This window comes from Paenibacillus alginolyticus DSM 5050 = NBRC 15375 (genome assembly GCF_000422905.1).
Taxonomy (GTDB): domain Bacteria; phylum Bacillota; class Bacilli; order Paenibacillales; family NBRC-103111; genus Paenibacillus_E; species Paenibacillus_E alginolyticus.
Genome location: NZ_AUGY01000014.1, coordinates 35,984 through 61,413 on the forward strand (window position 1 = coordinate 35,984; position 25,430 = coordinate 61,413).

Below are 25,430 nucleotides of genomic sequence, written 5' to 3' on the forward strand. Positions count from 1 at the left end.
AGTACATTTCTTGGCGAGTCAGTATCTTTAGGCTGCCTCTGTTTTCACTGTTGTACTACATGGAAACCTACCGTTATTTTAGGTTTTTTTTCATAGAAAGCTAGTTTACATGGAAAATCTCACGTTATCTCTGTTGTTTCTACCCTAAATAGCGATTCCCCCCTAAAATAGAGGCTGCTCGCTAGGTTATTATCCTTTTGAGTCAGCCTCTTATCTTACTTCACTAGGTTTTTTTGAGCTGCGTCCACGAGCATATCAAACCATTCATCATCCTCCAGCAAATCTTCAACAGCTTCGATATCCTCTTCTTTTCCAGATTCCTGTAAAAAGTGAAGCGCGTAGCTCCAGTCATCTTTACCTCGTTTGCTTTGCAGGGTAATTTCGTACGGATGCTCATGGCCTTCCACCTTGAATTGCACTTGTCCTAGGTAGCCTTCTTCTTTGCTGTGTTCCATGCTCGCTTTTAGAATTTCAATCATGTTCATCATCCTTTTCTATTCGTTGTAACCAAGTCCAAATCGTGTTCATCGTCGTTTGCAGGTTCGTTGCTTCATTCCATATATAGGGATTGTGATCTCTGAAATAATCGGCATGTCCACCTATTAAAGGTAAAGTTTGTCGATGAGAAGGAGCATGTTTCATGCCATTCCAACTGCGCAATCCCAAGCGCGTTCTCATCCAGCCACCCCATGTGCCAAGTCTTGGTACTGGATCATTGGATTTATCCAACTGATTAGCAGCATCAAGATAAAGAACACGGCTCTTTAACGATAGAGGAATCGCGCATTTCGGCGATCCAATTTGGACCACACCGAGGATGGAAACCCCCTCTTTCATAAGGACATCGGCCGCCAGAATAGAAGCCACAGCCCCTGCGCTATGCCCAATTAGCAGCAGTTGCTGTCTAGGGACCAGGTTGTCGTTGATCAATTTCAATAAGCTTTTGCCACCATAATGAGACCTTTTCCGATGTGCATTGTTCCATAGATCACTGGTAATTTCCCGAAGCTGCACTTGCTTTCGTCGCGTCCAATCGCCATACGGATAATGGATAACGACTTTGACACGTGAACCTGCTTGTTTAAAACGTGCAGCCAGTGCCGCGGCGAAAACATCTAGGAAATTAGGTGCTGTAGCAAAACCAGCAGATACATAAATGACGAATTCCTCCGGTTCGGAGTGGATTGTCATGGCTTGCTCAGTTCCCTTCTCGTACAAATTAGGTTAGGAACGCGGTTTAGCTCGATTCGTCGGCATCGCCGCCATCGGATCATCCGGCCAGTAATGCTTGGGGTATCGGCCTTTGAGATCTTTTTTCACTTCAAAATAAGCATCCCGCCAGAAGCTCGCCAAGTCCTTCGTCACTTGAACAGGACGCTGAGCAGGCGATAATAAATGTAAAGTAACTGGCACTCTCCCCTTTGCGATCCGGGGGGTATCGGCTAAACCAAACATTTCTTGTAAACGAACCGACAAAGCTGGTGACTCGCTGACGCTATAATCAACAGGAATACGAGAACCGCTGGGCACCTGAATGTGTGTTGGGGCCCATTCTTCTAACCATCGGCGCTGCTCCCATGTTAGCATTTCTTCTAATATGCTTGTCAAGTTAAGACGCCCTAAAGCCCCCTTGCTTTTCAAACCGTAAAGATGGGGTCCTAACCAGTCCTCTAAGGAAGCAAGCAAATTGGCATCCCCCATATCTGGCCATTCTACATCAAATCGATACAAAAACATAACTCGCTGTTGCAGCTGTCTTGCGCTCCGAGTCCAAGGGAGCAGCTCCAAAGATTCAGCTTGAATACCGGATATCAAAGCTTGCAGCACCAAGTCAGGGTTTGGATCCTGCAAGGGGTTTTCTTTGAGAATAATGGCACCTAACCGAAGGCGCTGTCTTGCTTTAACGGAACCCGTTGCCTGTTCCCAAAGCACTTCTTGCTCTTTGAGCAAGCGGTCCTCAAAGGCTCTAACCAGCTCGTCCTCCTGAATCGGGGCAGCCAAATAAATTCGGCTCTCCGCTCCGTTATCGTCCAGCTCGGCGGCGACGAGATAACGCTCGTTCGAGAGCGGCTGCAGCTCGGGCAGCACAGCGCCGCGCCCGCTGCTGAGAAGGAACCGCCCCGCCCTTCGCCGCTGCGCGACGCGGTCGGGATAAGCGAAGGCGAGCAGCAATCCGCTCACATTCGCTTTATTCACGCTCGGCCGGATACCGAGCTGCTGCATGAACACTTTGGCTTCCGCCGCGATGCGGCGGCATAAGCCAAAGTCAACGTCTGCGCGCTGCTCGCCCTGCGCAGCGCGCCAGAGCACTTCGATGCGGGTACGAATATCCGCATCTCTCCCCTCAGCAGCGCGCATGAAATCGCGCTCGCTCAGCATGACGGCGAGCTCGCACGCAAGCACGCCGAGCTCAAGCGGTATGGCTTGCAGCACCATGTGCGCAAGCCGCGGGTGCAGACCCAGCGACGCTAGGCGTTTGCCGTGTGCGCTCAAGCCCCCGTCCTCGTGCAGCGCGCCCAGCTGCACGAGAAGTTCCCGCGCCTGCTGATACGCAGCAGCAGGCGGCGGGTCCAGCCAGACCAGCGAAGCTGGGTCTGGCACGCCCCAAGCGGCGAGCTCCAGCGCAAGCGGCGCCAGATCCGCTTCGCGGATCTCTGGCGTGCTGCTTAGCGGGAGCTGCCGCTGCTCGGTCTCGGTCCATAGGCGGTAACACACGCCTGGACCGAGCCGACCGGCACGGCCTCTGCGCTGATCTGCAGAGGCGATAGACACAGGCACGGTCGTCAGACGGGTCATGCCGGTGCGCGGCGAGAAGCGGGGCACGCGCATAAGCCCGCTGTCGATAACGACCGTGACGCCTTCGACGGTCAAGCTTGTCTCGGCAATCGACGTGGCCAGCACAATCTTGCGTTGCCCAGGCGAAGTTACTGCAAGCGCTTGGTCCTGCGCCTCTTGAGAGAGATTACCATACAGAGGTGCGATCTCTATCTCTTTCCCTAATTTAAGCGCAGCAAGGCTGTTAGCAACACGATGAACTTCAGCTGCTCCAGGGAGAAATACGAGCAAGTTTCCTTCGTTCATTTGCAAGGCACGTTGGATGCTTGTGACTACAGCCTGTTCTATTTTGCTTGTCATTTTCGCTTCCAGATAATGAGTTACAACGGGATAAGTACGCCCTTCACTTTGAATAATGGGCGCATGATCAAGCATGGCCGAAACCGTATTGGCTTCAATCGTAGCCGACATAATCAGAATTCGCAGATCCTCACGAATCAGAGTTTGCGATTGCCTGCTAAGTGCTAACCCCAAATCTGCATGTAAGCTGCGCTCATGAAATTCATCAAAAATAACAGCCCCTACGCCTTCCAGGGCAGGATCTGTTTGAAGCATGCGCGTAAGAACACCTTCCGTTATCACTTCAATTCGTGTGTTCGGTCCAACTTTGGTGTCCTTTTTCACTCGGTAACCAATCGTCTGCCCAACTTCTTCACCACGAAGCTTCGACATATAACGAGCAGCTGCACGAGCTGCCAGTCTTCTGGGCTCGAGCATGAGTATCTTTTGGTTTTGCAGCCAAGACTCTTGCAGTAAAGCAAGCGGTACTTGCGTTGTTTTACCTGCACCAGGCTGAGCAACCAGTATTGCGCATGGATTTGTTCGTAAAGCTTCTTTCAATTGAGGAAGCACGGTTTCAATCGGTAACGAGTTCATTAGTTTCACTCCGAGGCTTCTGTCAGTCTTATTTTCGCTTGCTCCATACGTCTCGTACGGGTTTCCGTCATTTCAAGTCTGGACTCATTCAATTAACGACATTAATTATTAATGAAGTGAGCTTTAATATGTCGATTAATGTTCGGATTTCCTCTTCCAAAACCTGTTACTCATCCATTCAATCGTGTATACTAGATTAGAATATGGTCACTAAAGGAGAACTTGAAGATGAATGTACATGAAGCGATAACCAAACATTCGAATGCACAGCACCTACATCTCGTTAGGTTTGCAGAGCTAGATGCACAGCGTGAGCAAGCTATTGACGCTGCTGTCGATCTGTGCAGAAGCGGGCTCCCTTTTAGCGTTGATGCGATTAACGCCATAACAGCTCAAATCATCGCCCATGCCAAAGAAGGTATTTCTCCGCTCCGTTCTTATGTATCTGAAGACATGGTGCGTGATTACGTAAACAAAGGTTAAGGAGATAAATAGCGATGGGTGTTCTAACTTTTATTTCAATGTTAGTTATGGGATCGGCATTTAGTGCCGGATTCTTGCTTTTGTTTAAGCGGAAAACAGCTCTTGGTATTGTCTGTATCGGGCTCTCCATTATCTGTTATATCGCTTATGCTTACATAGCGAACAAGTATTTCGTCTAAAATTAGATATGTACGCAATGAGAACCGATTGGAACACCAATACGGTTCTTTTTCATTCCGACCATTTATTTCCCTTTAATGTGCGAAACACAAGATCAAAATAAGCGACAGGATGCGGCACCAAATGATCTAAGCTCAGAAGCAAACTTGTATGATCTAACTTACCATCGAGACCCCTTTTATAGCCACTTGCCTTTATTTCATTTGTTTCTTGATGAACTAAACGCTCAAGGTCTGCGACACCTACGGCGAACAGACCGCCTACCTCATCTGGCTGCAGCGCGTAACGATTCAGCGGTTGATCACAACGATATATAAACACATGACAAAACTCACGATCAATGAGTTGATCCGAAATCAGATCTTCTTCTGCATACATCCCGCAAGGGATTAATTCACTGAAATCGACTTTTAGCCCCAGCTCTTCCTCTAGTTCTCTCACACCATCTTCCGTGGTTTCTCCAGCAGCGAGATGCCCGGCGCAAGAAATGTCCAGCAAGTTCGGAAACAAATCCTTCTCTGGATGTCTTAACTGGAGTAGGAGACTAGGCTCCTTCCCTTCCAAGCTAACGATCCAACACTGAAAAGTTCGGTGCCACAGCCCTTTTGCATGCACTTCTGAGCGCGGAGCCACCCCAAGCCTATTCATCTTTTCATCATAGATATCAAACATCTCTTCTGACTGGTTCAAAATGCTCGTGTTCTCCCCTCAGAACCTTTTATGTACCTTCTATCTGCGTGTTAATTTTTTCGTCATTTTCATGGCATAGAGATCTTCTTCTAATGAACTCATTCTTTCCATCAATGTTTTGCCAGCGTCTTCTATGGCCTGGTTATATATAGGTACAGCCAATTGCTGAAGCATATAATCGATTAATTGTTCCGTGGCCAAACGTCCTAATTCAATATTATGGTCCAACTCCAGATAGCCTTGCAAATCCTCAATCAACAATTCTTTCTCTTCTTTCGCTAATTTCAAAGGTTTCATACGAGCACCTCACTCAAAAATCATCAAATCGATTTCTTGAAACCGACTTACTTCTTTCACCCAACGTTCCGCAACATAATGAGTATGTACGGGATGAACATTGTAAGCTTCATAAGCCGCTCTATCTGCAAATACCATTGAGAATCCGTAATCATAATCTGTCTTTGTGCTAACTTGATGAAACACTTCAAATTGTTCAACTCCAGATATAGCCGCCAGTTCTTGCACACTGCTTTTTAGAAATTGTTCTGCTTCCTGCGAATCTTTACTTGCGTGTAAACTAAATACAACCATATGTTTGATACTTGCCTGATTCATAGGTTTCTCTTCTCCTTTTGTCTCCAACTATAACCATTATAGCGGATTTTGTATCAACGAACTATATAACCTCTTTCCTTCTTCCATGCTCGCCTCCGCCTTGCGTAAAGCTTGCTCTAACTCGTTGCAAAGTCGTTTCACTTCCATCGATTTATCTTCTACTTGTTTAGATGTTTCATGGATCTTGTCTTGAACCATCCAGTCGCTTATTAAGCCATCAAAAAAATAATCTGAGAATTTGAGAAATCCGCTAATCTGGCAGTCGATAGATAAGTTCACATGAACATCCTTGAGTTCCTTCTCAAAGCGACTAAGACTGTTCTGTGCCGTACGAACATGGTCCATGGCTTCATCAATTTTCCCGTGTTTGATATGTGTAGACAGCATGCCGCCGCCGAGCATATCATAAGTGCCCCAATTGCGTGCAGAACGAAGTGATTCAGCTGCTAACAGCAAATGTTCCACGACCGATTCCCCTGCACTTATCGCCTCTTTAAGCTCTTTGGTTTGTAATTGAAACTCGGCTATCCGTTCAGAAAGCTCCCTCAGCTGCCTGCTCTTCCCAGAGTCATTAGCATGAATATAGGATTCAATTCGGAGGGTCAAATCTTTCACTTCTAAGTCCCAAAATCGTACGGATTGGAGTTTGTTCCGCATTTCAAGTATCTCTTTTTCGAGATTATCCCTTCGACCAACCGCTTCATCGAATCTAAATTTCACTTGTAACAGTTCTTGCTCTTCAACAGACAATTTCTCTGCCTTCTTGCCAATTAAATCATACAGAAAACCGGTAAAGCTGCGAGTTTTTAATTTTTCCACATCTCTTTTTTCTTTTACAAACTGCTCTTCCCAAAGGACAATGTGGTCTTTTGAGTCACGCCATTCTCTTTCTAAATCCGCTAATCGTTCCGACCATACGGCTTGCAGACGGCCATTTTCTTTGGCTGCTGCCAATTTTTGCACAAGCTCTTGAATCATTTTCCACCCTCCCTTACAGAATTCATCTACTCAACTAGACGACGCCCAGCATGTATTGGTTTCATCAACTTTCCTTTTTATGGAGAATAAAAACAGTCACAAGTGTACACGTTAAAGCTGAACGTTAAACTGCCCTTGAAAGGATGAACGACATGGAAAACGAGAAGCATAGAGGCAAATACAAAGGCACAACGAACATGAATGCGAAAAATCAAGATATGGCTTTCGTGAACGACACGTTAGAAAATGCACCCAATACGACACCTGTCAACATAGCGGAAGACGACATTAGCGAAGGTAACGAAGAACGACAATTGAATCAGAAGTAAGGGTCATCTTAGATTCAGAGCAGCATACTATTTCCTACATCAAGGGAGCAGTTGTCTGCTCTTTTTTTCCTTAGCTAAACTTGGCATCTTCCTCAGCTTGCGATACTATGTAATGAGTATTTAGTCTTGGGGAGGTTGTTACAATGGAACAAGTCATCGTCATAGGTGCGGGTCCTTGCGGATTGTCAGCCGCTATCGCCTTACAGCGCGAAGGGCTTTCACCTTTACTTATAGAAAAAAGCTGCATCGTAAATGCCATCTATTTATATCCAACCTATTTACAGTTTTTCAGCACACCAGAGCTGTTGGAAATTGGCGGTTATCCGTTCACAACACCTCATGAAAAGCCTTATCGCCAAGAAGCTTTGGTATACTATAGAGAAGTTGCGCGTAGAGAACAGCTGCGAATTCGTTCCTATGAGGAAGTTGTTTCTATCGAACGATTAGAGACGGGATTTACGGTGCATACGGAGGATCAATTTGGAAAGAAAGCCGCATATAACACGCGCAACGTCATCGTAGCTACGGGCTACTTTGATCATCCTAATTTGCTTGGCATTCCCGGTGAAGAACTGCCAAAGACTACACATTATTATAAAGAAGCCCATCCTTATGCCGGAGCCAAAGTAGCCATTATTGGCGGAAACAACTCCGCAGTCGATGCCGCTATGGATTTGCTCAGAGTTGGCGCTGAAGTTACAGTGGTTTACCGCGGCAAGGACTTCTCAGCCAACATTAAACCATGGGTTCGTCCGATTTTTGAAAGTATGGTGAAAAAAGGCCGTATTCAAATGTGGTTCGATTCTCAAGTTGAACGTATTGACGAGCATACCATTACCGTACGTAAAGCAACCGAACACGTCACTTTAGACAATGACTTCGTACTTGCCCTAACCGGATTTCGACCGGATCGCGGTCTTCTGACCTCCATCGGTGTACAATTTCACGTAGAAACCAACGCTCCTCTAGTTCAACCAGATACGATGGAAACGAACATCCCAGGTTTATATGTAGCTGGTGTTGTTGCTTCTTCTAAATATGATGCGAACGAAATTTTCATTGAGACAGGTCGTATGCATGGTCTGGCCATCACGAAGCATATCGTTTCCAGAACGAACCTCCAATCCAATTGATTGGAGGTTTTTTCATATGAAAATATTTCCCATTTTTCATAGATTCCTCTTCCATTACGAACATTTGTTTGCTATAATAAAAACAAGAACAAATGTTCCAATTAGATGAGGAGGTTGTTAACATGATGAACACCAGTCACAATTTTCGTTTTATTGAGAGGGATTATTGGTACCACAAAGCATTGTGTGACACTGACCATCTTCTTCCCGGACAGATTGACGCCATGCTGGACGAAGCACACACCCACTACGCCGATTATACGTTCAAGTTTTATGACGATGGTTCGGTGACAATCATAGATAACGACACCAATAACCGCATTAAACCTCGCGAACTAACAGGAGCCGTATATGACTTCTACATTCGCAAGAGAATCTATTTAATTAAAACAAACTTGATGGAGAAACAACTCCAATATGCTTAAGAACAAATAAGGCCATCTGCATGGACAATGTCCGTACAGATGGCCTTTTCTCTTTATCGCAACTCTTCTTGAATTACCTCTGGCAGACCAAGGGGCATAAGCCCCACAGTCGGAACATTGTCTAAGATGATGTAACGGCCTTTTTCGAATACCTTTCTAAAAAAGCCCTTAAATAATAAAAACACCAAGTCGATTAAACCTGATGTTGGAGAACCCATTGCTCTATATCCTCTTCTTTATAAATGCTATCAGCAGTTTTTAATCCTAGTTCAATTAATGCTTCTTGACTATACTTTATTGTTACTCCATTCAATTTCAGCAATAGTAACATCGTGGCTGCTCCAACACGTTTATTGCCGTCGACAAACCCATGGTTTTTTATTAGTGAATAGGTGATAACTGAAATTCTCCTTATAGTTCCCTCATATAAATCTTGCCCATCAAATGTTACGAATGCTTTATTAAGAGCACTTTCAATCAATCCAATATCCCTAATTCCTTCCGAACCACCTGTAGCTATTACAATTTTCTTATGAAAAGTAATTACGTGAGTAATTTCAATGGATTTCATTACTTAGCCAGCTCCTCAAGAGCTTCACTATTTTCATTAATAATTTCATCCATCATCTTCTCTAAATTATCTTCATTTCTCGTCTTTAAAAATTCAACAAAATCAATTACTTCGATCTTTTTATCTTCTGGCAAGGCTAAAAAGTCCTTAATTAGTTTCTCCTCTAGACTCATTACCTTCACTCCCATTTTGTTTTACTTTCTAGTATACACTAATATTGGATCTTTTTTAACATTTACTTCCTGAATTTCTTTCAATAATAACATTGCTGTTATTTCATCTAACGCCGTTGTGTTCTCAACACCTCCCCGACTTAAGGCCGTTGGACTGGCAGCAATAAGGTTAGCCAATTTCATTCCCCTAGTTCATCGTTACAATATCCATCAACGGTAAATTGTTAAATAGATTAATATCCGTATTCATATCCGGACTCCTAACCATCCATTTCTTCCCCTTCTTTCAAGTTGGTTAATAAATGAATTATACCATTTTCGTATAGCGTTAAGTTTTTTATGAACTTTCGTATGATGTTGTTATATTCTCGACGCCTCATCGACTTAAGCCCAGTATGGGGCCGCGATGCGGTTAGTCGGTGCAGATGAGTCTGCTGATGGAAATTAAAAAAGAGAGGATTACAAAGTCTTTGAAGACTTTGTTCCCTCCCGATGCTTTCGGTACTTATATGTAACACACTACCAGAATGTAGGTGCTTTGAGTCGTTAACAACAATGTAGGAACTATTGTGTCATTGAACAGCTAGTTATATCGAAAACAAGTTTGGTTGTGATCATCCACCATGCCAACTGCTTGCATATAAGCATAACAAATCGTCGAACCGACGAACTTGAAGCCGCGTTTTTTTAAATCCTTGCTCATCGCATCCGAGATTTCCGTCGTGGCAGGCACCTGACTCATATCCGTCCAACGATTGTTGATCGGCTTCCCGCCAACGAAGCCCCAGATATAGGAATCAAACGTGCCAAACTCTTCCTGCACTTTAAGAAAGGCTTTCGCATTTTGAACAACAGACGCTATTTTCAAGCGATTGCGAACGATCCCTGGATTCTCTAGAAGTTCATTCAGCTTCTTATCGTCATAGTTCACAATAATCTGCGGATCAAACCCATCGAACGCTTCCCGGTAGCTCTCTCTCTTCTTCAGAATCGTATACCAGCTCAGTCCTGCTTGTGCGCCCTCTAGGTTAAGCATCTCGAACAAATGGCGATCATCATGGACAGGAACTCCCCATTCATGATCATGGTAATCGATATATAACGGATCTTCATTAACCCAACCGCATCTTATAGTCATTTCAACACTCACCTTATCCAAAAATCGAACATGCGTTCTCTGTTTATTATAAAACCTATCCGAAAAGTTGTCCAGTTAGATTTAATTAAAATAAGTGAGGCGAAGGAATGCCGTAGAATTGTTTGGTATTATTCAATAACTTAAGTGCCGCTTCTTCCATAGGCAGTCCTTTTAGAAAGGCTATCTGTTCAACGACAGCATGGATCATACGCGGATGCGTCTGCTGCCCCTCAAAGGGGCCCTCGAACGGCCATGGACCATCCGTTTCGACCATTAACAGCGCAATCGGATACTCTCGAACAAGTGTACGTATTTCTTCTTCGTAGAGAACGTCCGGTGTTATGGAAATATAATAGTCAGCCTGAATCATTCGCTCCACCGTTGAATGCGACCCTTTGAACCAATGAAAATGCGCCTTTTTAATGCCATGCTTCTCAAGTAAGTCGCACACAATGTCAGCATCCTCGTACACAGCGTGCAAGACGACCGGTTTATCCAAAGACGCTGCCAGCTTCAAGAAGCGCTCAAGCAGTGCAAAGTAAGGCGCTAATTCAAAAGCACGCCCCTCTGCTTCTGCATCAAGCCTCATATAATAAGGCAAGCCAATTTCACCAACAGCGACCATCGTAGACGAACGCTCACGAATCCATTGAATTAATTCATTCAACTGATTATCCGTTGGTATTTCTTGTTCAGGATGATAACCATAGGCAGCAAAAACTTGCTCTGGGGCTTGCATCAGCAGTCGCTCAGTCGCCTTACAAGAGTCCAGATGCCTAGACACTGCTATCAGTCCCTCGATGTGGCACTCTGCTAATTCCGCTAACAGAGTCGTTGCATCTGTTTCCATGTACATATCGAGATGAATATGAGCATCAATGGCTTTTATCATACGTAATCTCCTGACGCAAAAGCCCCTGAATATGCTGCCTAAGCTCTTGAAATTTCGTGTCAAGCATGACAGACTCTTGACGAGGCCTTGCAAACGGAATAACCAGCTCTTCTATGACCTTGGCAGGTTTGTTAGAGAGAACATAGATACGATCGGAAAGAAACAGCGCTTCTTCAATGCTATGCGTCACAAATAAAATCGAGCGCTTATTCTGTTCCCATATATTTAGCAGCCACGCCTGCATATCTTGCCGGGTAAGTGCGTCTAAAGAGCCGAACGGCTCGTCCAGACACATGAGTTCCTGCGGACTTAGCAAAGCTCTCAGAAAAGAGACACGCTGCTGCATCCCTCCTGAAAGTACATGCGGAAGCTCTTGCTCATAGCCGCCTAATCCAACCTTGGGCAGCCACTCCCGTGCTTTTGCCAGAGCGTCTGATCGCGTTTCTCCTGCAACTTCCTGAGCAAGTGCAACGTTGGACTCAATAGAACGCCATGGGAACAAAGCAGGCTGCTGTGGCATGTATGAGATTAGACCTTTAGAGCCAGTCACATTCACGCCATCCAGCCACACTTCCCCTGAAGAAGGCTTCACTAGCCCGCCAATAATGTGAAAAAGAGTGCTCTTTCCGCTGCCTGAGGGGCCGATAAGTGAAACGAACTCCCCTTCTTTAACATGCAAAGAAATATCCGCAAGCACGGATACGCGCTGTTTTTTGCCAGGGAACGTTTGATGAATGCCTCTAAGTTCTAATTTACTCATGAACTCATCTCCCCTTTCTTAAGATGACCGTTTCGCGTTCCATCGAATGACGAGCTTCTCAAGCCCTGCAATGAGCCAGAAAAAGAGTAAGCTGAGCGTAACAATCATCAGAATAGCGACAAATTCGCGATCCGCGCGGAACGCTGATTTTTGCAAAATCATATAATAGCCCAGTCCAACGCCTCCACCAAGCCATTCGGCAATCACGGCCCCCATCACACTGTATGTAGCCGATATTTTGAGTCCTGTGAAGAGAAATGGCAAAGCATGCGGCAGCTCTAATTTATAAAAGATTTGCCGTTTGCTGGCGCCGATCATCTGCATATAGTTGTACATGCTGCGATCTGTTTGCATAAAACCGTCCAAGGTAGACATCGTCACCGGAAAGAAACAGACAAGTGAGATTAATAGAATTTTAGGTAAAATGCCAAAACCGAATAAAATGATAAGCAGCGGCCCCAGTGCAATGGTCGGGACATTTTGAGATAAAATAAGCAGCGGGTAAAAGCCAGCCTTTAACGCAGGTACCCGATGCAAGCAGCTAGCAACAATCACGCCGCCTGTTACACCAGCACTAAACCCAATCAACATTAATCGCAATGTGGCGAATGTGTGCATCCATACTCTGGGCATATCCGTAGTGCCGTCTTTCCATATTTTGAGCGGACTAGGCAGCAGCCAGCTTGCTGTACCTCCCCAAGTCACGGCAAGCTGCCATAAAAGCAGCAGAAGGATGACCACAACAATCGGTGGCCACCCCGCTTTGAACCAGCGATGCTGTTTCATTATCTGTATTTCTCCGTCAACTTGTCCATAGAAGCACCCGACGGATTGAAGTAAATTTTCACCTGCGAAATTACATTAGGACTGCCCATCTCAATCATTGCGGCATTCATGTCTTGAATGATCGCCAGAAGTTGGTCGAGCTCCCCTTCCATCGTCGTCTCCAGCGGAGATACGAAATACTTCACGCCAGACTTGGCAATAACTTCAATTGCACGATCTACATAGGGGATGACATCTTCATTGTTTTTCGTTTTCGGAATGATTTGAATACTGACAAGTGCATTAGCCACTCTAAGTGCCCCCTCCAACAAATCGTGTTATTTTGAGCTTTCCGGTAAGAATTTGTTCGTGAATGCAGCATCTGCATCGATATTTTTCTCAAGCAGCTTATGATCTAGCATCCAGCTTGCATAATTTTCCCAAACGGATTTTTTTTGTTCGCCCCAACGAGCAGCATCATCTTGATAACGTGGGCTGAGCCATTTTTGACTGGCAAGCACAAGTTTTTTATCTAGATCTGGCACGGCTTTGATCAAAATATTAGCAGCGTCCTCAGGCTTGCTGATTGCAAATTGATAACCTTTCGATGCAGCAGCCATGAAGGCTTTAACGAGCTCAGGCTTCTCTTTGATCATTTTCTCACTTGTCGCAAGAACCGGTGTATAGTAATCCAGTTTATCCGAATATTTGTTCAAATAAATCATGTTCAGCGGCTCGCCGCGCAGCTCGGCATCTACACCTGTCCAAGCATAGTAAATCCATGCGAAATCAATATCCCGTTTCACGGCTGTGAAATAATCGGCATCACCAATGTTCACGATCTTCACTTTGCTCGGATCTGCTTTCTCGGATTGCATAAGCGAGTCGATCATCGCACTTTCTGACGGAGCACCCCAACCGCCATACGTTTTTCCCTCAAAATCTTTCGGTGACTTAATGTTCTTCGTTACCGGCGATGCAAAACCGGATGTATTGTGTTGAATCACCGCAGCAATGGAAACCAACGGCACACCTTGAATTCGTCCTTGCGTAATGCTTTCTTGATAACTGACACCGAATTCCGCAGCCCCTGAAGCAATCATCGCATCGGCTCCGCCTTCACCGGGAGCAATAATTTCTACATTTAGTCCTTCTTTTTCAAAAAAGCCTTGATCCTTTGCAACGTATAACCCAGTATGGTTCGTATTTGGCGTCCAGTCTAGAACGACTTTCACGTTCGTTAACGGCTTAGTCGTTTGCTTTGCCGGCTGTTCAGCCACCTTATTGCCGCAACCAGCCAAGGCGACTGACAGGCTGACTAGCATAAGTGGTGCAATTTTCTTCCATTTCATTCTTTGTTTCCCCTCTCCACATCTCTATTTAACCACAAGAAAAAGCCCCCGTTATCCGGGAGCGCCATGAGTAGAAAATGATAAACCCATTCGAAACAAATCGAATGAACGTGCATTTATTAGAGTTCTCTACGCTGGCATTACCCAGATCAGATTAACGGTGAGTGACAATGACGGTCACAATCTCAGCCTGACTTCTCAAGCTCCCGTGGGTTCTTATTGGTTTGTTTATAACATACCTCATGTTCGTACTTATTGCAAACAGAAATGATAATTACATGACGGTATTATGATATATGTTTTTCCAATGCCTATTCTTATTGGGGCGCTTCACTTAATGAACAGTGGCCTTTATTCATCTATCTATTTTTTCACAAGAGTCAATTGCCATGTGACGCCAAAGCGATCACCAACCCAACCAAACTTTTCGCTAAATGGGTAAGCCGCAAGTGGCATCAAAACAGTACCGTCTTATGCTAATTTCTCATACACGCGATCAATTTCCTCTTCACTCTCACACGTGACATACAACGAAATTGCAGGCGTAAACGTGAAATCATGCTTCATACTGCTATCTATGCACATAAATACTTGTCCATGAAGTGAAAATGTGGCGCGCAGAACACTCCCCTCGGCGCCTGCTTCGCCCGCTCCATAGCGCTTTATAGTCAATATTTCAGATTGGTCAAATAAAGAAGTATACAAATTCATCGCTTCCTCAGCTTGGCCAGAAAACATTAAAAATGTCGTTATTTTTTGATTTGATTTTGCCACGAACATAACTCCTTCCAATCAATTAAGCAGCCATTCTTTCAACTGCAAGCCCATTCGCTTCGCATCCTGATACCCGAGCTCGTGCAGCGCTTCTAATTTCAAAGGATCCTTTTCCATGCGGCCTACTACTACTTTGGACGAAGGCCGTATAACGATCGCACTTCCATCCGCTTCCATTCTTTCAATGGTTTCTAAGGTTCCATTATAGATTTCGCTTCGATTGACAAGTACATTTACTAGGCCGTTATAAGCCGGATAAAAGCTTTTAGCTAACCATCGCTGTTTAAATGGAGTCTTGCGATAACCTTTTTCTTTGGTTAGCACGATAATATGCTTTTTATTCCCGTCAGCAAGAGACTTCTTCACAGGAATCGGTTCCACTAAGCCACCGTCAAATAAGGTCCGACCTTCATAATGAATGGGTGTCGCTACAAAAGGCAATGAGCTTGAAGCTTGAACAATCGGCATGGTTTGCTGCATGAGCTGATGCTTCGTGTAATAAATAGGTTCGCCTGTATGCGCATCGGTAGTACCGATAGCAAACTGCTGCGGCGAGTTGTAGAAGGCATCGTAATCAAACGGTACCAACTTATTGGGCAACTCATTGAATATGAAATCCATCCCAAATATGCTTTTGTGACGGAATAAATTGCGATAGCTTAAATATCGGTGATCCCTAATATAACCAATCGTTACTTTTTTATTACGCCCGGGTTGTTTGGAAATATATGAAACAGCGTTGCATGCACCTGCGGATACACCAACGACATATGGAAAATATAAATCCTGTTCCATAAAGTATTCCAAGACTCCAGCGGTGTATACGCCACGCATACCTCCGCCTTCCAGTACGAGTCCAATTCCTTCCATGGTTACACCTTCTTTCTCTCTATCTCTAACCCCTTTCTAGCATACAGGAAATGTAAATTAAAAGAAATGCTCCTCCATCTCCGTAAAAGAGACAAAGAAGCAGATTTCATACCATTTTATTAGACGGATTCAGGAATTACCCCAGATAATCCGCGTTTTTGGCGAATTTTACGGATGATCAGTCCATTGGTTGGCGACATTAGGAAAGCAAAAACGAACATTACCCCTGCTACACTAATCATACAGCCCGCAATAGACGCATCAAGTAAGTAAGCTACGAAATATCCAGCTATTGAACTGACTACCCCAACGGCCACACTCAAAACGAGCATAACACTTAGTTTCTCAGTTAAAAGATAAGCTGTAGCCGCAGGCACTATCAGCATGCCGACGACGAGAATCGCACCCACACTTTCGAATGAAGCCACTGTCGTGATCGACACCAAACCCATCAATAGATAATGGAATAACAAAACTGGAATTCCCACGGCAGCCGCAAGTGCCGGATCGAACGAGCAGAGTTTAAACTGTTTATAAAAGAGTCCAATCACAACACTGCTGAGAAGAAGAGCAAACCCTACCGCCCATATAGCTTTAGGTCCGATACTCACACCGCCGACTTCAATGATATTCCATGGCACATAGGCGATTTCTCCATAAAGGACACAATCCAAATCCAGATCGATTTGTCTTGTATACAAACTGACAAGTACAACGCCTATGGAGAACATGGCCGTAAATACGACGCCAATTGAAGCATCTGACTGTACACCGCTCTGTTGAAAAAGCTGAATTAAAAATACAGTGATGAGACCGATAACCGCGGCACCGATAAGCATAAAAATAGAACCTCTTGAGCCGCTTATCAGGAAAGCAATCACGATTCCCGGAAGCACCGAATGACTGATGGCATCGCCGATCATAGCCATTTTACGCAATACGAGGAAGCAGCCCACCAAGGAGCAAGCAGCCGCGACAAGAGCAGCCGTTAAAATAATCCACAGATCATTCAACTTGGCTCACCCCTTTCGCCTTAACGTAATGCTCGGATTCTGAATCTTTTTGAATCTTTTGTTTCATGGAGGACTGCCTGATAAGCTTCATGATCAGTCCCCGTTTTGGAGCGAATAAGAGGGAAAAGACGAATAAGATTGTCGCCGCTAGCACACTAAGTGGACCTGTTGGCAAATTACTGCCCATCGTACTCAGATATGTCCCTACGAATCCGCTGAAAGCCCCAAACAGTCCAGAATAGATGACCATTAGACCCAACCTCTCCGTCCAATATCTAGCCGCAACAGCAGGTGTAATCAACAATGCGGCCATTAGAACGACGCCAACCGCTTGAATCCCCACAACAACAGCAACAACAATAAGAAACATCATGAAGTGATCTAGAATCGCTACTGGAAAACCTAAACCTCGCGCATAGCCTGGATCAAAACTTAATAATTTAAATTCTTTAAAAAACAACGTACAAATACCAACTAATAGGAATGATATGATAGCCATTGTAATGACATCGGAGTTAACCATAGATGCCGCTTGACCGAATAGAAACTTATCTAATCCACTTTGATTGCCGCTTGAACTATGCTGAATTTGTGTCAGCAATACAATACCTACCCCAAAAAACACGGATAATACAATACCTAAAGCTGAATCCTGCTTGATTTTGGAATAGCGTGTGATCCATCCGATACTTAGAGTGGCAAGTAAGCCTGCCACAGCTGCGCCTATTAAGAAGAATAGGATCGATTTGGAGCCCGATATCATGAATGCGACACAGACACCCGGAAGGGCTGCATGGGACAACGCGTCTCCCATCAACGACTGTTTGCGTAAATAAGCAAAGCTTCCTAACACACCGCTGCTTAGTCCTAATAATGAGCATCCAAGTAATATCCATCGCGCATTCGGATCTAACCATAAGTGAAATAATGACTCCAACATGTTGATCACCTCGCTATCCTATTTGCATCCCGGCGTCTTCCCGATCCCAGATCGCTAATTTACCGCCATATGTTTGCTGTAATTTCTCCTTCGTAAACACTTCATTCGTCGGTCCAATATCCACAATTCCAACATTCAACAAGATAACCCAATCGAAGTACTCTTTCACGGTAGATAAATCATGGTGGACCACAAACACCGTTTTCCCTTGTTTCTTGAGCTCTCCGAGCAGCGTAATAATCGCTTTTTCCGTAGCGGCATCAACACCAACGAAAGGTTCATCCATAAAATATAAGCTTGCATCTTGTGCGAGTGCTCTCGCTAAGAAAATACGCTGCTGCTGACCACCAGAAAGTTGACTAATTTGTCTATCTGCGAAGTCAGCCATCCCTACTTTTTCTAAACAAGACATTGCCATTTGCTTTTCTTTATTTCCCGGTCTGCGGAACCAACCCAAATGACTATACCTTCCCATCGTTACAACATCTAGAGCATTGGTAGGGAAATCCCAATCCACCGATTCACGCTGAGGCACATAACCGACAAGATGGCGCTGCTCTTTATAAGGCTTTCCATATATCTTCACTTCGCCGGATAGACTTGGAATTAAGCCGAGAGCCGCTTTAATTAATGTGGACTTCCCTGCTCCATTGGGACCGACAATTCCAATCAATTTACCTTCCGGAACGGTGAATGATACTTGCTCCAATACAGGTTTCTTATGATAAGCTACGGTCATATTTTGTATCGATAGCGGCGCGTGTGTTTGTTTCATATTCAATCCTCCCAAGCCATTCTATAGCGACTGCTATTTCAATGCGTTTACGATGGTATCTACATTGTGACGAACCATGCCCACATAAGTGCCTTCTGGCGTGCCTGCTTTACCCATGGCGTCAGAGAACAACTCCCCGCCAATCTGAATTTGGTGACCCTTTTCCTTCGCTCCTTGAATGACCGCTTCAATCGATTTTTTGGGAACACTGGATTCGACGAATACCGCTTTCACCTTTTTCTCGACCAAGAAATCTCTGAGCTGACTGACATCCTTGGAACCATACTCCGAAGCTGTACTAATCCCTTGAAGTCCCTTGACTTGAATGTGATACGCATCTCCGAAGTAGCCGAAAGCATCATGCGCAGTTACTAGAACTCGGGATGTCTCTGGAATTAAAGTGATTTGTTCCGTCGCGTAGCGGTCTAATTCTTGAAGTTTTACGAGGTACGCTGCTGCATTGTTCTTGTAATCTTCTTTATGTGTTGGATCTAACTCACTAAGTGAATCTCTCACCTGCTCAGTAGCTTTCATCCAATGCTTCACATTAAACCAAATGTGCGGATCGTATTCCGTTTCCATTTCAGCTCCGGAGCGCAATACTTTGCGATCGATTTTATCCGACACAGCTACGGTAGGTTTTTGCTTACCCATCTTTTCCAAAATCTCAACCATTTTGCCCTCTAAGTGAAGTCCATTATAGAAAATGATTTGCGCAATATCCAACTTTTTAATATCGCCTTGCGAGGCTTTATATAAATGCGGATCCACCCCGGCATTCATAAGCCCCGTTACTTTCACATGAGTAGAACCTACATTTTCAACAATATCTGTAATCATACCTACTGTTGTAGTGACTTTAATTTCCTTCTCCGTCGATGTTGATGTTTTTTCAGTATTCGCACACGCTGACACGGTCAACATGATACCTAATAACGCAACAGCAGCGCTCATTTTCCAAAACCCACTTACATTTGTCATATTCATTTTGATATGCCCTCCCCGATTGGATTATCTTTTCTAATTCTTGCCTCTTAATTTGTACAAGCGCATAATTGTTTAGCAAAGGCAACTCTCAGTACATTATTACCCATATCCATAAATGTTGCAATAGGGAAACATATTTTCCTTGATACATTTCTTTTATACGCATCCACCTTTTCGCTAGCTGTCATTTATCAATCTTTATTGGCAAACCAAAAAGCCCTGTCCAAGGACAAGGGCTCCGCGTTCATTTAAGATCTGGTTTTGCTGAGAAGGCTATTCACATATTATGCTTTATTGATAATTAATGCCGTTAACGCTGCTCCTTGTAAAACTCTTTGATGACCAGGAACTCATCCAAATGCTGAATAAAGAGATCTACGATCACAGGATCGAAATGACGTCCTCGTTCCGTTTTAAGTAAATCCATTACGCGATCAAGTTCCCATGCTTTCTTATAGACACGATCGCTGCACAGAGCATCAAAGACATCAGCTAATGCGGTTATACGGCCATAGAGATGTATTTCATCGCCGCGAAGTCCTTGCGGATATCCTGTACCGTCATAACGCTCATGATGCTGCTGTGCGATGATAGCTGCGGCATTTAAGACTTGCTTGTTCGAATGCTTAAGCATTTCATAACCAAGATTCGAATGAGTTTTCATAATGTCAAATTCTTCACTTGTGAGCGATCCAGGCTTATTTAGAATCGCATCCGGTATGCCAACTTTACCAACATCATGCATTGGCGATGCCAAGCGAATAACTTCGGCTTCCTGCTCGGATAATCCATATTTAATGGCCAGTAAACGGGAATATTCGGCAACTCTTTTCACATGATGTCCCGTTTCCTTGGATCTCGTTTCCGTGATTTCGCCCATCGTATAAATAATTTCTTGCTGTGTGCTTTCCAGCTCTTCATTTAAATAAATATTTTCGAAAGCCACAGAAACATTCGCACAATAAATATCAACTAAATAATGCTCCCATTCGCTGAGTGCTTTGAATCCATTCATATAGATAACATTTTCCATCCCCATCTTACTTTGAAAATAAATCACAAAGCGATCAGAAGCGAAGCTGCTTTTTTTGGAATGAAAGGCATGTTCAATCTCTTCGAGAACATCCGCAGGAACAACATCCCGTGCTCGTTCATCTTGATTGGATGCATAATCCCCGCTCGCTGCTAGGATATAAATATCTTCAACACCTTTGGTCACAGCAAAGCTGCAATGAAGCGCATTTTTATGTAAATTAACGATGGACGTCATTTGTGTTAAAACGCCGGAAGCAAATTTCTTCATAGATTGCAGCTCGAACAGCGAAGCAGAGGACTTAATAATCTCCTCCAAGCCAGATCTGCTTTTCTCAATGGTTTTAATATCCCTATAGGAACGCAGTGCCGTAACTACAGTAGTGAACAGCTTCTGCGTTGTGAGCTCTGTCTTTTCTTTATAATCATTTATGTCGTAATCCATAATGACCGTACGTTCAGGTGCTTGACCTGGCTGGCCTGTACGCAAAATAATACGTATCGCCTGATTATTCAATTCTTCGCGTATGTGCTTAACAATTTGCAGCCCCGCATCATCTTGCTCCATGACAACATCTAAAAGTACTAACGAGGCATTCGGTTGTTGTTTCAACAGCTGTTTGGCTTCTAAAGCCGAATAAGCACTATGGAATTCCAGCTTCCTTCCATCAAATTCGAAATCTTGTAGAACCATTTTCGTCACTTGATGAATTTGTTTCTCATCATCAACAATGAGTACGACCCAAGGGTCTTGTTCGTTCGTAGGTTCCTTGGCTGAATCAGTCTCTTCTTCCTCAGCAAAAAGAAGCTCATCCTGGTCCATTAACCCATCTTGTCCTGTCATTGTACGGCTTCCTCCTCTTTCGGAATCGTAATCGTAAATAAACTTCCTTGTCCTAACGTACTAGAACCATCGATGGTTCCATTCAGCGATTGCGTGACGAGATTATAGACAATATTCATCCCTAAACCCGTTCCGCCTTTGCCGCGGCTCGTCGTAAAGAAAGGATCAAAAATTTGATCAAGAACTTCTTGCGTCATACCTTTACCGTCATCCGTATAGGCAAGGATAATATAGTCTTGGTGATCTTCAACGCGTATAGTTAAACTGCCTTCTTCCTCTATCGTATAAGCATGGTTCAAAGAGTTCATAACTAAATTCGTAATGATTTGAGACAAAGCACCTGGATAAGTGTAAAGCGTCAGCTCGTTATCGCAATATACATCTACTCGGAGTCTTGTTTTCTTAAGGGTAGGCTTCAAGCTGGAGATGATGCCCTCTAAATACTCCTTCAAATGAAAGGTGCGCTTGACTTCAACACTTTGATCAACAGAAATTTGTTTAAAACTGCGCACCAAGGAAGAAGCACGTTCCAAATTGGACTGCACCATGGCATTCGTCTCCTGGGTAATGGATAAGAACTGTTCAAGGTCAGACTTTTTCATTTTCCCTGTCTCATACAGGCTCTTAAATTCCTTCGTCTTTTGATCCAAATAACTAACTGCGGTTACACCGATCCCGATTGGCGTATTGATTTCGTGTGAAACCCCGGCAACCAGATTACCCAAAGCCCCCATTTTTTCCGATTGGACAAGGTGGTCCTGTGTCACCTGCAGCGTATTTAGCACCTGTTGAAGCTCATGGTAGCGCTCATCCAAATTTTTGACCATGTCATTAAAAGCTTCAGACACCTCAGCGATTTCAGGAGAAGCTTTGAACTGCAGCTTAGGAAGGTCGCCTCCTTGCTTCACAATAAGCGCGGCTTCACGAAGCCGACTTAACGGACGAATCACAATTCTTCGCAAAATAAGCCATAGCAATGTTGACATAACAATAGCAACAATTAAGCCCACAATCAGAATAAGTTTCGTTCGCTTTGTCAGCAGCGCGGCTTCCTCTGAGGAATCAAAAATAACTTCTACCGCACCTACAACAAGGCCATCCTCCTGAAGAGGTGCCGTTAGACGGACAACCGGTTTATCCGTTTCCGCCATAGGCACACGGTCAACAATGGTTTGATCCTGCTTAGGAACGACTACCCTAGAAAGAGGCATATGATTACCAACTTCAGAACGTTTGGAAGCCGCGAGAACAAGGCCTTGTTTATCGTATAACTTCATTTCGAGAACACGCGTATTTTTGTATTGAATATAATCAAATATTTGCTGCACATCGGTAACGGAACGAGATTCTTCATAGCGTCCATTGATGGCAATTGTCATGCCGCTTATTTGACTCACATAGGCTTCTCGAATGGATTGATTTAAACTTATCGTATCGAAGATCAACATGGTTGAGAGCATACTGACCGTAACAGCAGTTACGACGAAAACAATTCTTTTCTGTAAGCTCAATCTCTTTTTAAGAAAAGGCATGGGATGCTCCTACTTCACTTCAAACGTGATCGTCTTGCTTACATCGTAAGGCGTGTGATCGTTATTATGTAAGGAAACTTTTAATTCATGAGGACCTTTGCTTAAATGCTCATAATTTTTTTCAGTGGTCGTCATGATTTCTTTTTCTGCTTTATCCAAGGAAACATGCACGTGCCCTTCCCCTTGCTTGCGCTGTTGGTCATAATGCTCTTTGGAAAGCTTAAGGTCCGTTGTAATTCGAAGGGTTGCTGAATCTCCATTAACAGTGGTACTTGCCTCTAAGGTAGGCGTGAACGAATTTGCTGGTGTTGTATTGGTTTTGGATGATCCACACCCGGAAATACTTAGTGTAACAGCTGCAATTATGCAAAAACCTTTCCATTTCCTCATCGTTTCATCCCCTATTTAGACCCTAATTGTCTAATCATGTCAAAAAAAGCTATCTTCTCTAGCTTATGAATATTCAAGCGGTTTGTCCACTTTTATTTTGGAAACAATCGCCTTTTTAACCAATTGATTTTGTATTCGAAATTTTCTGACTTTTTGTGTCGAATTATCATAAGTACGCTCACATTTTGCGCTTCCCCAGGAAATAATTTCATTTCCCAATCGAAGAATGATTTCCCCAGCTTTGGAGCAATGTAGTAAAGTCGCTGTTCTTCTGTAACCAACAACCATTATCCTTAGGAGGCACTTCCCTATGACCGAAACTCATCAGCATCAACAGCCGCTTCAGCACGCCATTGACGTAGCAGATCATGCGATACTCCAAGCTCAAGACGCTGAGCATCAACTGCAAGTAGCCATTTCACAAGCCAACCCTCGCTCTATACAATCTGCAAATGCAGCTCTTACAGAGGCTAAGCAGCAAGTATACGAAGCACATGAGCAGCTTCGAGCTTTTAATAATGATGAGTATGGGCAGCAGATCCAGCAAACCATGGAACAATTGACGCAAGCTTCACAGGATCTCGAGGCCAATCAAGAGAAGTTCCATACCCCTAAGCAAATTCGATAAGGCTATCTAGGCAAAAGGTGATCGAAATTCGATCGCTTTTTCTTTTTATACGAACATTATGTTAAACTACGAAGGAAGGTTTTCAAGTTATTTGGGGAGGCACTACATTTCATGCTTGTTATTGGGATTGCCGGTGGTACCGGTTCAGGAAAAACTACAGTAGCTCGATCCATCATCACCAAGCTAGGATCCACGAACGTGACATTAATTTCACAAGATAATTATTATCTTCATCATAGTGGTCTTACTTTAGAAGAACGGGAACGTATTAATTATGATCATCCCCGCGCCTTCGAGAACGCCTTGCTTCTCAAGCATTTAAATGAATTGAAAAGCGGCAATGCCGTGAACATTCCGGTCTATGATTTCTCACAGCACGCTCGCTCAGAAGAGACGATCCGTATCGAGGTAAAGCCGATTGTGCTGCTTGAAGGCATTCATGTCTTAACAGATGAAGAGCTGCGCGGCGCTTTGAACATCAAGGTGTTCGTTGATACAGACCCTGACGTCCGCATTCTACGCAGGCTGTCCCGAGATATTAATGAACGGGGACGCACGCTGCAATCTGTCTTTGATCAGTATTTGACGACCGTTAAGCCAATGCATGACGCATTCATTGAGCCATCTAAGAAATATGCTGACATTATTATTCCTGAGGGCGGAGAAAATCAAATCGGAATTTCTATGCTCACTATTTTGACAGAACGGTATATGTTGGATCAAGCTGCAAGCTATGAAATAGGCTAAATGAGGGATAAATGTAAAGGGTGTGGCACTTTGCCAAGCCTCCTTAATATTCAAAGAATATTTAACTATCGAACCCGAACGAAAACCTCCTCAAGCATGAGGAGGTTTTTTGCATATTATTTTCTGCGCTGGGCTAGGGGAAAATTCTTCATACTTCTCTTTTATCAATAATGATGCAGTATCATATAAGCAAAACAGCAGTTGAGAGGTCCTTTTCAGACGTCTCGCGCAACTTTAGCTCCATTCGAACCCCCGAGACAGCCTTTTCTGCCTTCTAAGGACGCAATACCAGCTAACTCGCCTTCTCTCAGCAGTTGTGAGGTCCTTTTCAGACGTCTCGCGCCACTTTAGCTCCATGCGAGCCCCCGAGACTGCCTTTTCTGCCTTCTCAGGCTGCAAAACGAGCTAACTCGCCTTCTCTCAGCAGTTGAGAGGTCCTTTTCAGACGTCTCGCGCAACTTTAGCTCCATTCGAACCCCCGAGACAGCCTTTTCTGCCTTCTAAGGACGCAAAACCAGCTAACTCGCCTTCTCTCAGCAGTTGTGAGGTCCTTTTAGACGTCTCGCGCCACTTTAGCTCCATTCGAGCCCCCCGAGACAGCCTTTTCTGCCTTCTCAGGCTGCAAAACGAGCTAACTCGCCTTCTCTCTGCAGTTGAGAGGTCCTTTTCAGACGTCTCGTGCCACTTTAGCTCCATTCGATTC

General features: G+C 44.2%; 32 protein-coding genes and 1 pseudogene. 7 read left to right on the forward strand and 26 right to left on the reverse strand.

Features of this window, described 5'->3' with window-relative positions; all coding sequences use genetic code 11:
- Positions 1-215: 215 nt before the first annotated feature.
- Genes G519_RS0107675 through hrpB form a run of 3 tightly spaced genes read right to left on the reverse strand, consistent with a single transcriptional unit; the run spans position 216 to position 3,711 of the window.
- On the reverse strand, positions 216-479 hold the full coding sequence (locus tag G519_RS0107675) for a hypothetical protein (protein ID WP_084160067.1): 264 nt from the start codon (positions 477-479) through the stop codon (positions 216-218).
- Positions 472-1,191, reverse strand: a complete 720-nt coding sequence (locus G519_RS42195) for a lipase family protein (RefSeq protein ID WP_051253236.1) — start codon at positions 1,189-1,191, stop codon at positions 472-474. Before G519_RS42195 ends, G519_RS0107675 begins: the two co-directional genes overlap by 8 nt.
- A gap of 33 nt (positions 1,192-1,224) precedes the next feature.
- Positions 1,225-3,711, reverse strand: a complete 2,487-nt coding sequence (gene hrpB, locus G519_RS0107685) for an ATP-dependent helicase HrpB (RefSeq protein ID WP_029194178.1) — start codon at positions 3,709-3,711, stop codon at positions 1,225-1,227.
- 228 nt (positions 3,712-3,939) lie between these two features.
- Here hrpB and G519_RS0107690 point away from each other — a divergent pair, with 228 nt between their 5' ends.
- Complete coding sequence (locus G519_RS0107690) at positions 3,940-4,194, forward strand: YpbS family protein (RefSeq protein WP_029194179.1); 255 nt, start codon at positions 3,940-3,942, stop codon at positions 4,192-4,194.
- Between the two features lie 14 nt (positions 4,195-4,208).
- A complete protein-coding gene (locus tag G519_RS50020) occupies positions 4,209-4,373 on the forward strand; it encodes a hypothetical protein (RefSeq protein ID WP_154669550.1) in 165 nt (54 codons plus the stop codon).
- A gap of 52 nt (positions 4,374-4,425) precedes the next feature.
- On the opposite strand, the gene G519_RS0107700 is transcribed toward G519_RS50020, so the two are convergent.
- The 4 genes from G519_RS0107700 to G519_RS0107715 are packed head-to-tail and all read right to left on the reverse strand — an operon-like array spanning position 4,426 to position 6,657.
- Positions 4,426-5,064 (reverse strand): NUDIX hydrolase, encoded by a 639-nt coding sequence (locus G519_RS0107700; protein ID WP_127528158.1) that lies wholly within the window; start codon positions 5,062-5,064, stop codon positions 4,426-4,428.
- 39 nt (positions 5,065-5,103) lie between these two features.
- Positions 5,104-5,361, reverse strand: a complete 258-nt coding sequence (locus G519_RS0107705; RefSeq protein WP_029194181.1) for a DUF2164 domain-containing protein — start codon at positions 5,359-5,361, stop codon at positions 5,104-5,106.
- A gap of 9 nt (positions 5,362-5,370) precedes the next feature.
- The gene (locus G519_RS0107710; RefSeq protein ID WP_029194182.1) at positions 5,371-5,679 is read right to left on the reverse strand and encodes a Dabb family protein; all 309 of its coding nucleotides are present in this window, start codon (positions 5,677-5,679) and stop codon (positions 5,371-5,373) included.
- Between the two features lie 36 nt (positions 5,680-5,715).
- Entirely contained in the window at positions 5,716-6,657 is a 942-nt protein-coding gene (locus G519_RS0107715) for a hypothetical protein (RefSeq protein ID WP_029194183.1), read from the reverse strand.
- A gap of 152 nt (positions 6,658-6,809) precedes the next feature.
- Between G519_RS0107715 and G519_RS51240 the strand changes: the two genes are divergently transcribed.
- The 3 genes from G519_RS51240 (at position 6,810) to G519_RS42200 (ending at position 8,544) form a co-directional block, all read left to right on the forward strand.
- The gene (locus tag G519_RS51240) at positions 6,810-6,986 is read left to right on the forward strand and encodes a hypothetical protein (protein WP_164826781.1); all 177 of its coding nucleotides are present in this window, start codon (positions 6,810-6,812) and stop codon (positions 6,984-6,986) included.
- A gap of 143 nt (positions 6,987-7,129) precedes the next feature.
- A complete protein-coding gene (locus G519_RS0107725; protein WP_029194184.1) occupies positions 7,130-8,119 on the forward strand; it encodes a YpdA family putative bacillithiol disulfide reductase in 990 nt (329 codons plus the stop codon).
- Between the two features lie 122 nt (positions 8,120-8,241).
- On the forward strand, positions 8,242-8,544 hold the full coding sequence (locus G519_RS42200; protein WP_235550974.1) for a hypothetical protein: 303 nt from the start codon (positions 8,242-8,244) through the stop codon (positions 8,542-8,544).
- 193 nt (positions 8,545-8,737) lie between these two features.
- Here G519_RS42200 and G519_RS0107740 read toward each other — a convergent pair whose 3' ends face one another.
- The 18 genes and pseudogenes from G519_RS0107740 to G519_RS0107830 all read right to left on the reverse strand — a co-directional run bounded on the left by G519_RS0107740 (position 8,738) and on the right by G519_RS0107830 (position 23,352).
- Positions 8,738-9,115: a type II toxin-antitoxin system death-on-curing family toxin gene (locus G519_RS0107740; protein ID WP_029194186.1), complete on the reverse strand. Its 378-nt coding sequence runs from the start codon at positions 9,113-9,115 to the stop codon at positions 8,738-8,740.
- The gene (locus tag G519_RS50025; RefSeq protein WP_127528160.1) at positions 9,115-9,288 is read right to left on the reverse strand and encodes a DUF2281 domain-containing protein; all 174 of its coding nucleotides are present in this window, start codon (positions 9,286-9,288) and stop codon (positions 9,115-9,117) included. The genes G519_RS0107740 and G519_RS50025 overlap by 1 nt, the downstream gene beginning before the upstream one ends.
- Positions 9,289-9,309: 21 nt before the next feature.
- Positions 9,310-9,465 (reverse strand): hypothetical protein, encoded by a 156-nt coding sequence (locus tag G519_RS50030; protein WP_154669551.1) that lies wholly within the window; start codon positions 9,463-9,465, stop codon positions 9,310-9,312.
- 406 nt (positions 9,466-9,871) lie between these two features.
- Positions 9,872-10,426 carry a DNA-3-methyladenine glycosylase I gene (locus tag G519_RS0107760; protein ID WP_029194187.1) on the reverse strand — a complete coding sequence of 185 codons (555 nt, stop codon included), beginning with the start codon at positions 10,424-10,426 and terminating at the stop codon, positions 9,872-9,874.
- Positions 10,427-10,511: 85 nt separating this feature from the next.
- Positions 10,512-11,318, reverse strand: a complete 807-nt coding sequence (locus G519_RS0107765) for a TatD family hydrolase (protein ID WP_036632338.1) — start codon at positions 11,316-11,318, stop codon at positions 10,512-10,514.
- Positions 11,302-12,078 (reverse strand): ABC transporter ATP-binding protein, encoded by a 777-nt coding sequence (locus G519_RS0107770; RefSeq protein ID WP_029194189.1) that lies wholly within the window; start codon positions 12,076-12,078, stop codon positions 11,302-11,304. Before G519_RS0107770 ends, G519_RS0107765 begins: the two co-directional genes overlap by 17 nt.
- 18 nt (positions 12,079-12,096) lie before the next feature.
- Complete coding sequence (locus G519_RS0107775; protein ID WP_029194190.1) at positions 12,097-12,864, reverse strand: ABC transporter permease; 768 nt, start codon at positions 12,862-12,864, stop codon at positions 12,097-12,099.
- Positions 12,864-13,154 (reverse strand): thiamine-binding protein, encoded by a 291-nt coding sequence (locus G519_RS0107780; protein WP_029194191.1) that lies wholly within the window; start codon positions 13,152-13,154, stop codon positions 12,864-12,866. The genes G519_RS0107775 and G519_RS0107780 overlap by 1 nt, the downstream gene beginning before the upstream one ends.
- 27 nt (positions 13,155-13,181) lie before the next feature.
- Positions 13,182-14,195: an ABC transporter substrate-binding protein gene (locus G519_RS0107785; RefSeq protein WP_036632339.1), complete on the reverse strand. Its 1,014-nt coding sequence runs from the start codon at positions 14,193-14,195 to the stop codon at positions 13,182-13,184.
- A gap of 363 nt (positions 14,196-14,558) precedes the next feature.
- A pseudogene (locus tag G519_RS42205) lies at positions 14,559-14,969 on the reverse strand (VOC family protein).
- A gap of 18 nt (positions 14,970-14,987) precedes the next feature.
- Positions 14,988-15,839 (reverse strand): patatin-like phospholipase family protein, encoded by an 852-nt coding sequence (locus G519_RS0107795; protein WP_029194193.1) that lies wholly within the window; start codon positions 15,837-15,839, stop codon positions 14,988-14,990.
- A 119-nt stretch (positions 15,840-15,958) separates the two neighbouring features.
- The gene (locus G519_RS0107800) at positions 15,959-16,852 is read right to left on the reverse strand and encodes a metal ABC transporter permease (RefSeq protein WP_029194194.1); all 894 of its coding nucleotides are present in this window, start codon (positions 16,850-16,852) and stop codon (positions 15,959-15,961) included.
- Positions 16,845-17,792 carry a metal ABC transporter permease gene (locus G519_RS0107805; protein ID WP_029194195.1) on the reverse strand — a complete coding sequence of 316 codons (948 nt, stop codon included), beginning with the start codon at positions 17,790-17,792 and terminating at the stop codon, positions 16,845-16,847. Before G519_RS0107805 ends, G519_RS0107800 begins: the two co-directional genes overlap by 8 nt.
- A 13-nt stretch (positions 17,793-17,805) precedes the next feature.
- Positions 17,806-18,567, reverse strand: coding sequence for a metal ABC transporter ATP-binding protein (locus tag G519_RS0107810; protein WP_029194196.1), 762 nt, complete (start codon positions 18,565-18,567; stop codon positions 17,806-17,808).
- 33 nt (positions 18,568-18,600) lie between these two features.
- Positions 18,601-19,554 (reverse strand): metal ABC transporter solute-binding protein, Zn/Mn family, encoded by a 954-nt coding sequence (locus tag G519_RS0107815; protein ID WP_051253238.1) that lies wholly within the window; start codon positions 19,552-19,554, stop codon positions 18,601-18,603.
- 310 nt (positions 19,555-19,864) lie between these two features.
- On the reverse strand, positions 19,865-21,430 hold the full coding sequence (locus G519_RS0107820) for a DUF3369 domain-containing protein (RefSeq protein ID WP_208860882.1): 1,566 nt from the start codon (positions 21,428-21,430) through the stop codon (positions 19,865-19,867).
- Entirely contained in the window at positions 21,427-22,962 is a 1,536-nt protein-coding gene (locus G519_RS42210; protein WP_051253239.1) for a sensor histidine kinase, read from the reverse strand. The genes G519_RS0107820 and G519_RS42210 overlap by 4 nt, the downstream gene beginning before the upstream one ends.
- 9 nt (positions 22,963-22,971) lie before the next feature.
- On the reverse strand, positions 22,972-23,352 hold the full coding sequence (locus G519_RS0107830) for a hypothetical protein (RefSeq protein WP_029194199.1): 381 nt from the start codon (positions 23,350-23,352) through the stop codon (positions 22,972-22,974).
- Between the two features lie 310 nt (positions 23,353-23,662).
- Here G519_RS0107830 and G519_RS0107840 point away from each other — a divergent pair, with 310 nt between their 5' ends.
- Entirely contained in the window at positions 23,663-23,980 is a 318-nt protein-coding gene (locus G519_RS0107840; protein WP_029194201.1) for a hypothetical protein, read from the forward strand.
- 111 nt (positions 23,981-24,091) lie between these two features.
- Positions 24,092-24,727: a uridine kinase gene (gene udk, locus G519_RS0107845; protein WP_029194202.1), complete on the forward strand. Its 636-nt coding sequence runs from the start codon at positions 24,092-24,094 to the stop codon at positions 24,725-24,727.
- Between the two features lie 441 nt (positions 24,728-25,168).
- Here the strand turns inward: udk and G519_RS50035 are convergent, their stop codons facing one another.
- Entirely contained in the window at positions 25,169-25,309 is a 141-nt protein-coding gene (locus tag G519_RS50035; protein WP_154669552.1) for a hypothetical protein, read from the reverse strand.
- Positions 25,310-25,430 lie beyond the last annotated feature (121 nt).